Source organism: Paraburkholderia fungorum, assembly GCF_900099835.1.
GTDB lineage: Bacteria > Pseudomonadota > Gammaproteobacteria > Burkholderiales > Burkholderiaceae > Paraburkholderia > Paraburkholderia fungorum_A.
This window is the reverse complement of record NZ_FNKP01000002.1, coordinates 418641-429904: the sequence shown is the minus strand read 5'-3', so window position 1 is coordinate 429904 and position 11264 is coordinate 418641. Positions and strand designations below refer to the sequence as shown.

Sequence of the window (11264 nt, the reverse complement as noted above, 5' to 3'; positions counted from 1 at the left end):
TTATGACTCAACCGAATCCGCAGATGCTCGCCCTCTCGCGCCGTTACGCAGCGCTGCCGCCCGAGCGGCGCGCGGAATTCCGGCAACGTGTGGCCGCCCAATCGATCGATCCGGCGACGTTGCCGGTCGTGCCGATTGCAGCAGCGGAAAACACCGCGCCGCTGTCGTTCGAACAGGAACAGCTGTGGTTCCTGTGGAAGCTGCAACCGGACAACCCGGCGTATCACATGCCGGGCGCAATCGAACTCGACGGCGAACTCGACATCGCCGCGCTCGATCTCGCGTTGCGTCACGTCGCGCGGCAGCATCAAAGTCTCATGACGCGTTTTGTCCAGCGCGCGGACGGCGAGCCGAGGCAGACCATCGACGGCACACCGTGGCCGCAGTGTCGCGTGCACGATTTGCGTGACGCGCAAGGTCAAGTGGAAAGCAGTGCGCTCGATGCCGCGCTTCGCCGTGCCGTCGCCGAGCCGTTCGATCTTGAAGCAGGTCCGCCGATGCGTACCGACCTGTTCCGCATCGGCGCGTCGCGGCATGTGTTGCAGCTGACGCTGCATCACATCATCACCGACGGTCAGTCGATGACGGTGCTGATCCGTGCGCTCGCGCAGGCTTATCAGAACGCGTCGAACGGCACCCTCACGCACGACCCCGCGCCCGACGCGCTGCAATTCCGCGATTGCGCGACATGGCAGCGCGAATGGCTCGACGACACCGCGCTGCAAACACACATCGACTATTGGCGCGCGCAACTCGGCACGCACACGCCGCCGTCGCCGCTGCCGTTCGACCGCCCCCGCGCGCATCGCCCGGATGCTGCGGGTGGCCGCATCACGCGTGAAATCGACACGTCTTTACTGACCAATCTGCAGACGCAGGCGCGCGCGCAAGGTGCAACGCTTTTCATGACGCTACTCGCGGCATTCGGCGCGCTGCTGTATCGCTATAGCAGCGAAACGGATTTGCGGATCGGTGTGCCGTCGAGCGGACGTGACGGCGTCGAAACCGAGAACCTGATCGGCTATTTCGTCAACACGCTGGTCGTACGCCAGCAATTGAGCGGCAATCTCCCGTTCGACACGCTGCTCGCGCAGACCCGTCAGACCCTGCTCGACGCGCAGGCACATCGCGCGGTGCCATTCGCGCGTCTGGTACAGGCGCTGCAAGCTTCGCGCAACGACGACACCCCGCTGTTTCACGCGATGTTCAGCATGCAGCGCAGCGATCGCGCAGCGTTGTTGTCGCTGCCCGGCCTGAGCGTCACGACGCGCGAAATCGATTCCGGCGCGGCGCAATTCGATCTGTCGTTCAATCTGGTCGAACACGATCGTGGCGCGCGATTGAACGTCGTCTACGCGTCCGGCCGATTCGACGCATCGACCATCGGGCGGCTCACCGCACACTATCTGCAATTGCTCGAACAGCTTTCACGCGATACGTCACGCTGCATTGCCGATCTCTCGCTGAGCGATGATGCACCGGCTCCAGTCGCGCAGCAAAAACCGGAAGCCCCGCGCGACGTATTGAGCCGAATCACCGATCACGTTCGCGCGCGTCCCGACGCGCAAGCGGTCACCGGCGAAACAGGCGCGCTGAGTTATCGCGAACTCGACGACTGGTCGAACCGCATCGCGCGCCGACTCGCCGCGCAATCCGGCGCATCGGCAATGACTGATACGCGCATCGGTCTGTGCACGGGACGCTCGCTCGCGCTCGTCGCGGGCGCGCTCGGCATTCTGAAAGCGGGTGCTGCGTATGTGCCGCTCGATCCGCGATATCCGCTGGAACGTCTGCAAGACACACTGCTCGATTCGAGCGTGCGCTGCATCGTCGCCGATGCCGATGGCGTCGCGACGCTCGGCGAGTGGGCGGCCGCGCACAACGTCACGTTAATCGATGCGTCCAATCTGCAAACGCCCGGCAGCGACGATTCGCGGGACACATCGCCATTGCAAACGCAGTTGCACCCCGAGCAACTCGCGTACGTGATCTACACCTCCGGCTCGACCGGCAAGCCGAAAGGCGTCGGCGTCACGCATGCAAATCTCGCGCGTCTATTCGACAGCACCGCGTCGCAATTCAACTTCGGTTGCAACGATGTGTGGACCCTGTTCCACTCGCACGCATTCGATTTCTCCGTATGGGAACTGTTCGGCGCGCTGGTGCATGGCGGCCGTCTGGTCGTCGTGCCGTACTGGACGGCGCGTGAACCCGCAGCGCTGCAACGTCTGCTGCGCGAGCAACGCGTCACCGTGCTCAATCAGACGCCGTCCGCATTCAATGCATTGATGCAGGCCGACCTGCACGCGCACGAGCCGTTCGGCGACGTGCGCGTCGTGGTGTTCGGCGGCGAGCGCCTCGAACCGGCAGCGCTGGCCGCATGGCACCGCACGCGCGGCGACGACGCGCCCGCGCTCGTCAATATGTACGGCATTACCGAAACGACCGTGCACGTCACGCGCCGCGTGCTGCACGACGACGACATTCACGGCGCGGCGAACGCGTTGTCGAGCCCGATCGGCAGCGCGCTCGACGACCTGCAACTGCATCTGCTCGACGCCGATCTGAACCCCGTGCCGCGAGGTGCAAAGGGCGAACTGTATGTCGGCGGCGCAGGGCTGGCGCGTGGTTATCTGAATCGTCCGTCGCTGACGGCGGAGCGTTTCATTCCCGATCCGTTCGGCCAACCCGGCGCGCGTCTTTATCGATCGGGCGACATCGCGCGGCGTCTCGCGGGTGGCGATCTCGCCTACCAGGGCCGCAACGACGCGCAAGTGAAACTGCGCGGCTTTCGCATCGAACCCGGTGAGGTGCGCGCGGCGCTGTTGAAGCATCCTGAGATTGCATCGGCTGAGGTGATTGCGCGCGAACATCCACAGCGTGGCACACAGTTGATCGCCTATCTGGTCGCGCGTCACGACCCGGCAACGCTGGCGCAAAGTGCGCGCGATTATGCCGCCGCGCATCTGCCCGCGCACCTGGTGCCCTCCGCGTTCGTCGTGCTCGACGCCCTGCCGTTGACGATCAACGGCAAGCTCGATCGTCACGCGCTGCCCGCCCCTGACGACGAAGCGTTCGCCACTGAACGCAACGAGAATGCCGCGCCGTTGTCGGCGGTCGGCCACAAGCTGGGTGAGCTTTGGCGTGAAGTGCTTGGCGTCGCGCATGTCGATTCAAACGACGATTTCTTCGCGCGTGGCGGCCATTCTTTGCTCGCGGTGCGTCTGGCCGCGCGAATCGAACAGAGCTTCGGCGTGCAATTGCCGCTGCGCGTGTTCTTCGATCATCCGCGACTCGGTGCGCTGGCCGCGCAGTTGGAAACGGCCGGTACGATTGCGCAGGAGCAGACCCCGGCACAGACACCGCGCGCGCCGCTCGAACGCCGTCCCGCTGAGCAAAATCGCGTGCCGCTTTCGCATGCCCAGGAGCGGCTCTGGTTCCTGTGGCAATACGATCCGCAAGACACGGCTTATAACATCACGTGCGCGGTCAATCTGCACGGAGCGCTCGATGTCGCCGCACTGCGCAGTGCGTTCGATGCTTTGTCGTTGCGGCATGAAGCGTTGCGTACGTCGTTTGGCGAAGAGGATGGCGTCGGCTATCAGCAGATTCATGCAGAGCCGCGTTGTGTGTGGAGCGCACGCGATCTGCGTACCTGTACGCCTGAAACGCGCGAAAACGAAGTCATGTCGCTGCTGCGCGCTGCCGCTTCTTTGCCATTCGATCTCACTCGCGACCCGCTGTTGCGCGTCACGCTGATTCAATCTGACGACGACCAGTATGTGCTGCATCTCACGCTGCATCACATCATCGGCGATGGCGAATCGGTCGATCTGCTGATCGGCGAACTGGTCGCGTTGTATCGAACGGCGCATGCACACGGCGATATCACGTGTGTGCTGCCCGAATTGCGCGTGCAATACGGCGATTACGCGCGCTGGCAGCGTCTGCATGCGGACGATGCAGTGCTTGACAAGCAGCTCGCGTATTGGCGCGGATTGCTCGGCGAAACCGATCCGGTTCTCGAATTGCCGCTCAAGCAGCCGCGCGCGGCACAGCGCCGGCGCAAGTTGGGACGCACGGTGCGCACGCTCGACGCCGCACGGATACGCGCGCTCCGCCAGGTTGCGGATGGTCAGCAAGCCAGCCTTTTTATCGTGATGCTGGCCGCTTTCGATGTGCTGTTGCAGCGCTATAGCGGACAGAACGAGATTCGCGTCGGCGTGCCGGTTACGGGTCGTACGCAGATCGAGACCGGCGCGATGATCGGCTGCTTCGTGAATACGCTCGTGATGAGCGCGGATCTCGGCGCGGCGGACACGTTCGCCGCGTTGATCGATCACGTCCGCCAGCGCGCGCTCGACGCGCATGCGCACGCGGACCTGCCGTTCGCGCGGCTGGTGGAAGCGTTGCAGCCGAATCGCGAGCGGAATACAACGCCGTTGTTCCAGGTGATGATCAACTATCAGCAGGCGGCTGAAGCTTCGACTCACACGCTGCCTGGCCTGCTGATCGAGCCGCTCGCCCAGCAGGCGGATGCAGTGCAGTTCGATCTGAAGCTCGATATTGCGGGCGCGGCGGATCACGCGCGCCTGCATTTCGATTTCGCGGACGACATCTTCGCGGCATCGACGATCGAACGGATGGCGGATCACTTCGTCGAGATTCTCGACTGGCTGGTGGCGGGGCCGGATTTGGCGCTGCGAAGTTTGACGTTGAGTGCGCCGAAGCGTGAAGCAGTGCCGCTTGGCGGGTATGCGTTTGTGCCGGTGGTGCAGCGGATTGCGGAGACGGCTTCTTCGAGGCCGGATGCAATTGCTGTTCGTGGCGAGGGTATCTCGCTGACTTATCGCGAACTGATGGCGTGGGCGTCGGCTATTGCTGAGCGTCTCGCGCACGATGGCGTTGAACCCGATAGCTGCGTCGCCGTGTGCGTCGCGCGCGGGCCTTCGCTGCTCGCGGCGATGCTCGGCGTGTGGATGGCCGGTGCCGCTTATCTGCCCGTCGATCCCGCTTATCCGGCTGACCGTATCGCCGCCATGCTCGACGATGCCGAAGTGCTGCATGTGCTTGCCGATACACACTCTTCAGAACATGCATTCGCTGCGCGCAATGTGGTCGATGTTCGCGCGTTGCACGCCGGACTGGCGGCAGGGACGTATGAGAGCAACGGTCGGACGGAATTCCACGCGCCGCCCGCGCTTGCCACCATTCACCCGGATCAGCTTGCCTACGTCATCTACACATCCGGCTCGACGGGCAAGCCCAAAGGCGTCGGCGTTACGCATGGCGCACTCGACCGCCTCGTTGCCAGCATCGAGCTAAGCCCCGGCCTGCGCGACGACGACCTCTGGCTCAGCGAATCCGCGCCTGTCTTCGATATCTCGCTGCTCGAATTCTGTCTGCCGCTCGTGCGCGGCGTGCCGCTTGAAATGGTCTCCTCGCAGACCGCGCGCGACGGCTTCGCACTGGCCGCGCGGCTCGAAGCCAGCCAGGCCACCGTGTTCCAGGCCACGCCCAGCGGCTGGCGCATGCTGCTCGAAGCGGGCTGGCGCGATGACCTGTCGGTGGCGCATCGTCCGTTGCTGGGGTTGAGTGGGGGTGAGCCGTTGCATCCTGACCTCGCCGCCGCGCTGATCGCGCGGGGCGTGTCGTTGTGGAACCTGTATGGCCCGACCGAAACCACGATCTATTCGTCGGGTGCGCAGGTGTTTGCCGATCAGCCGATTACGCACGGCGATCCGCTTCCTGAAACCGTGTTGCGCGTGATCGATCAGCACGGCATTGCCGTGCCCGATGGCGGGCTCGGTGAACTGTGTATCGGCGGCAGCAATCTGGCGCGTGGGTATCTGCGTCGGCCCGGCTTGACGGCTGAGCGCTTCGTGCCCGATCCCGATGGTGCGCCAGGGGCGCGTCTGTACCGCACGGGTGACCTTTGCCGACTGAACAACGAAGGCCGTCCGCAACCTCTCGGCCGGCTCGACCAGCAGATCAAACTGCGCGGCTTCCGCATCGAGCCGGGCGAAATCGAAGCCGCCCTATGCGCGTGCGAAGGCGTGAAGAACGCCGCCGTCGCCATCAAGGGCGAAGGCTCACGTCAGCGTCTGATCGGCTACGTGACCGGTACAGCACAGGGCGCTACGCTGCGCACTCAACTGTCGCGCACGCTGCCCGCTCACATGCTGCCGTCGACCATCGTCACGCTCGACGCATTACCGCTGACACCCAGCGGCAAGCTCGACCGCCGCGCGCTTCCTGAACCGGCATGGGAAAACGACGACAACTCGCAGGCAATCGCCCCGCGCTCGCCACGCGAAGCCGCGTTGCTGGACATCTGGCAAACCGTCCTCGGCCACCCTGTCCACAGCGTCGACGTCAACTTCTTCGAAGCCGGTGGCGATTCCATCCTCAGTCTGCAACTGATTTCGCGCGTGCGCAGCGCCGGTTGGCATCTGACGCCGAAGCAGGTTTTCGAGCATCCGACCATCGCGCAGCAGGCGCAACTCATGACGGCACGCAGCGACGAATCGAACCGCGCTGTAGAGCGTCATGACGCGTTGCCGCTCACGCCAATCCAGGCAGCTTTTTTTGCGCGACGCCCGGATGGCGAATCGCACTGGAACCAGTCCGTGCTGCTCGACGCCGCCGAGCCGCTCGATCTCGCCCGCCTCGCCGACGCGCTCAACGGTTTGGTCCGGCGACACGACGCATTGCGTCTGCGTTTCACACGCGGCGAAAACGGCTGGCAACAGCAGGTCGCGCCGCGCGAGAACGCAACGTTGTTGCGCCACATCGCCCTTGATTCCGTCGATTGGGACAACGCGCTGGCGCGAGAAGGCGCGGCGATCCAACAAAGTCTCGATATCGAACATGGTCCGCTGGTGCGCGCCGGTTATTTCGAAGCGGGCCCGCGCCGCCGCCTTCTGATCGCGATTCATCACCTCGCGGTCGATGGCGTGTCATGGCGCGTCCTGCTCGACGATCTGCGTTCGCTCTACGCCGGTCAGCCGCTGTCCGCGCCCACGGCTCCGTGGAGCGCATGGGTCGCCGCGCAGGCGAGCGCCGCGTCACCCGACATCGCCGAACTCGATTACTGGCATCGCACACTGAGCGTCGGACAACCGGCGTTGCCCGCTGAACTGATGCACGGCCACCGCGGCTACGTAGACAGCACCGCGGACCGCAGCCTCGCCGCAAGCCGCACGATCAGCGTCGAACTCGATGCAGCCGCCACACGCGATCTGTTGCAGAACACGTCGCACGCCTATCGCACCCGCGCCGACGATCTACTGCTTGCCGCACTTGCGCACACGCTCGGCGCAGCGTCGCCGGGCGACACTGCGCCGATGTTGATCGATATCGAAGGACACGGCCGCAGCACGCCGATCGACACCATCGACCCGAGCCAAACAGTGGGCTGGTTCACGGTTCAATATCCGTTCGCACTGCCGCGCGCGCCGGCATCAACAGCGACCTTCGCCACCACGTTGATCGCAGTCAAGGAAGCGCTGCGTCGCGTGCCGGAACAAGGCTTCAATTTCGGCCGTCTGCGTGACGAACGCACGAGCGTCGCGAACGGCAACAACGAAGCAAAACACCCGCAACTCGCCGCCTGGCCGGGCGCGCAACTACGCTTCAACTATCTCGGACAATTCGACCAGGCGCTCGCCGACACGCACACCGCGAATCCAGCCGATAACGCACCCCGTCTGCGGTTTTCACACGAATTTGCCGGTGCGCCGCTCGCGGGCGGCGACACGATGGAGCATCTGCTCGATATCACCGCGCTGGTGGTCGACGGTGTGCTCGACTTGCACTGGCGCTTCAGCCCTGACGTGCTAAATCACACCGCCGTGCAACACCTCGCCGCGCAAACGGTGCAGGCGCTGCGCGAACTGATCGCGCATTGCGTCGATGCTTCGTCCGGCGCGACCGCCGCCGATTTCCCGCTCGCGCGCATCGACCAGAACACGCTGGACGCCATGCGTCTGCCGCTTCACGATATCGACGATATCTATCCCGCCACGCCGTTGCAGCAGGGGCTGCTGTTCCACAGTCTGCTGACGGCCGGCGCGGGCATGTATCTGAACCAGCTACGTCTGACGCTCGACGGCACGCTCGATCCGCGCGCCCTGCAGGCGGCATGGCAGGACATGCTCGACCTGCATCCGGTGTTGCGCACGCACTTCGAACTCGGTCAGGAAAGCGGGCCGCTGCAAGTGGTGCATCGGCAGGCGGTGTTGCCGTTTGCGGTGCACGACTGGCGCAACGTCGACGCTAAACCGGACGCCAATCAGGACGCAAACGACAACTACGAAACCCGCCTCGCTCAATGGCTCGCGAACGATCTGCGCACCGACTTCGACCCGAGTCGCGCGCCGTTGATGCGCGTCGCGCTGTTCGCACGTCCCGACGGCGCGCACGATCTGGTCTGGACCAGCCATCACGCGTTGCTCGACGGCTGGAGCAGCGCGCAATTGCTGAATGCGCTGACCGGATCGTATCGGTCGCGTGTGCGGGACGATGCTTCACCGGCGACGAGTACGCCGACTGTCGCCTATCGCGACTACGTCCGCTGGCTCGCTCACGACGACGCCACGCGCAATCACGCTGACTGGTGGCGCGAGTTGTCGGCCGAGGCCGACGAAGCCGCGTTGCTCACGCCGAGTCTCGGCCGTCCGCTGCAATCCGAACCCGGTTCGCACGACTGGGCGACACGTCTGCCCGACGCGCTGCACGCGAATCTGCAACAAGCGGCGCAACGCGCGCAGGTCACGCTGAACACGCTGATGCAAGGCGCGTGGGCGATCCTGATCGCGCGTTATGGCGGACGCCGCCGCGCAGCGTTCGGCGTCACCGTGTCGGGACGTCCGGCCGATCTGCCGGGCGTCGAACGGATGATGGGGCTGTTCATCAACAGCGTGCCGTTGTGGGTCGACACGCGCGCCGACGCGCCCACCGCTGCGTGGCTGCGCGAACTGCACACGCTGAATCACGCGATGCGCGAGCACGAACACACGCCGATCACGCGGATCCAGCAATGGACCGGCCGCAGCGGCGACAACCTGTTCGACACGCTGTTCGTGTTCGAAAACTACCCGCTCGACCGCGCGCTCGACGCGAGTGATAACGACCTGACGATTCGCGCGCTGCGCAGCGCCGACCGCACGCATTACCCGCTGACGCTCGCCGTGCTGCCGCGCGAACGGCTCGATCTGCAATGGGCGTGGGACGGCGAGCGCGTCGGGCGCGCGAGTGTCGAGCGGCTGGCGGCGGATTACGAGCGGGTGCTGACGCAACTGGCATCGGCGGTGCTCGACGTTGGTCGTGATACGAATGATGCTGCACGTGTCGCGCGAATCGGCGATATCGCGCTATCGAGCGACACGTTCGACACGCAACCGCAACGCGTCTACGACTTCGATCCGGTGATGCCGCGTTTCAACGCGCGTGCCGCGACTCAGCCCGACGCCATCGCGCTCGCTTGCCGCGGCCTCACGTTGAGCTATCGCGAACTCGACGACTGGAGCGCACGCATCGGCCGGCAACTCGACCGCGCGGGATTGCACGGCGATCAGCGCGTCGGCGTTTGCGTGACGCGTGGCGTCGGTTTGCCCGCTGCGTTGTTCGGCATCTGGAAAGCGGGCGGTGCTTATGTGCCGCTCGATCCGGCTTATCCGCGCGAGCGTTTGAGCGGCATGCTCGACGATGCGGGCGTACGCCATGTAGTCGCCGACGCAGCGTGCATCGAGCAACTGGGCTCGCTGTTCGATGGCCGCGAGGTGATCTGCATCGACTCGGCCGCGTGTCTGGGCGACGACGCCGGCAATCCGCTGCCCGCGCCAGGCTGGCACCGACCCGTCGCGCCCGATCAACTCGCGTACGTGATCTACACGTCGGGCTCGACCGGCAAGCCGAAGGGCGTCGCACTCAGCCATCGCGCGCTGAGTCTGCATCTCGCCGACTTCCAGTCGGTCTACGCGATCGATGCAGGCGACGTGGTGCTGCAATCGTCGACGATCAATTTCGACGTCGCGTTGCACGAGTTGCTGCCCGCGTTGCTGCAAGGCGGCCGCGTCGAAATGCGCGGCCCCGATGCCTGGGATCTCGACTCGTTGAACGCGACGCTGGTCGACGCGGGCGTCACCTTCGCGCGGATTCCCACGTCGCTGTGGCAGCAGTGGCAACGCGCCGCGCCGCCCGCCGCGCAACTGCGCGCGTTGCGGCAGATCACCGTCGGCGGCGAAGCGCTGGCCGGCGATACGCTTGCCCGCTGGCTGGCCGGTCCGCTGGCGGCGATCCGCGTCGACAATCTGTATGGTCCGACGGAGACCGCCGTCGCCGCGCTCTATCACCGCACGAGTGCGAGCGACACCTCGCACGTGATCGTGCCGATCGGCCGTCCGTATCCGGGGCGCGGCGTCGCGTTGCTCGACGAAGACGGCTTGCGCGTGCCGCAAGGTGGTCTCGGCGAACTGTGCATCAGCGGCGACTGCCTGGCGCGCGGCTATCTCGGCCGTCCCGGCCTCACTGCCGCGCAGTTCGTCCCCGATCCGGACGGCACGCCGGGTGCTCGTCTGTACCGTACCGGCGACCTGTGCCGGATCGGCGCGGACGGCACGGTGCAATTCCTCGGCCGGATCGATCAGCAGATCAAACTGCGCGGTCAGCGGATCGAACCCGGCGAAATCGAGGCGGCGCTGCGCAGTTGCGCGGGCGTCACACAAGCGTTGGTCGCGCTGCATGGCGAAGGCGAACATCAGCGGCTGATTGCGTATCTGGTCGGCGAGTTCGACACCGCAACGCTTCAGCAGACCCTGAGCACGCGTCTGCCCGATGCGTGGATGCCCGGCGCGTTCGTCAGGCTCGACCGTTTGCCGCTGATGCCCAACGGCAAGCTCGACCGTCGCGCATTGCCGCCACCCGAACCGCTCACGGATGCGCCCGCCGTTGCACCGCGCGACCCGGTCGAGCAGACCATCGCCGATATCTGGCAGGACGCGCTCGGCGTGCCGCAAGTGTTCGTCCACGACAACTTCTATGCGCTCGGCGGCCACTCGCTGCTGGCGGTGCAGATCGCCGCGCGGCTGACCCGCGCGTTGCAGCGGCCGGTGCCGCTGGCCACTGTGCTGGCGCAGGCCACCGTTGCGAAGCTCGCCGACTATCTGCGCGAGAGCGCCGAGGGGGGCGCGCAGACGCAGGCCACGCAAGCCGCGCAACGCGACACGATGAAACAACTGCTGGCCGAACTGGATTGAGAAACC

General features: G+C 65.4%; 1 protein-coding gene. It reads left to right on the top strand.

The features are described from left to right. Nucleotides 1-2 precede the first annotated feature (2 nt). The gene (locus BLS41_RS18120) at nucleotides 3-11258 is read left to right on the top strand and encodes a non-ribosomal peptide synthetase (protein WP_171910264.1); all 11256 of its coding nucleotides are present in this window, start codon (nucleotides 3-5) and stop codon (nucleotides 11256-11258) included. Nucleotides 11259-11264 lie beyond the last annotated feature (6 nt).

Excerpts from the sequence above, each read along its gene's own strand:
- BLS41_RS18120 (WP_171910264.1), top strand. The coding sequence starts at position 3 with ATGACTCAACCGAATCCGCAGATGCTCGCCCTCTCGCGCCGTTACGCA.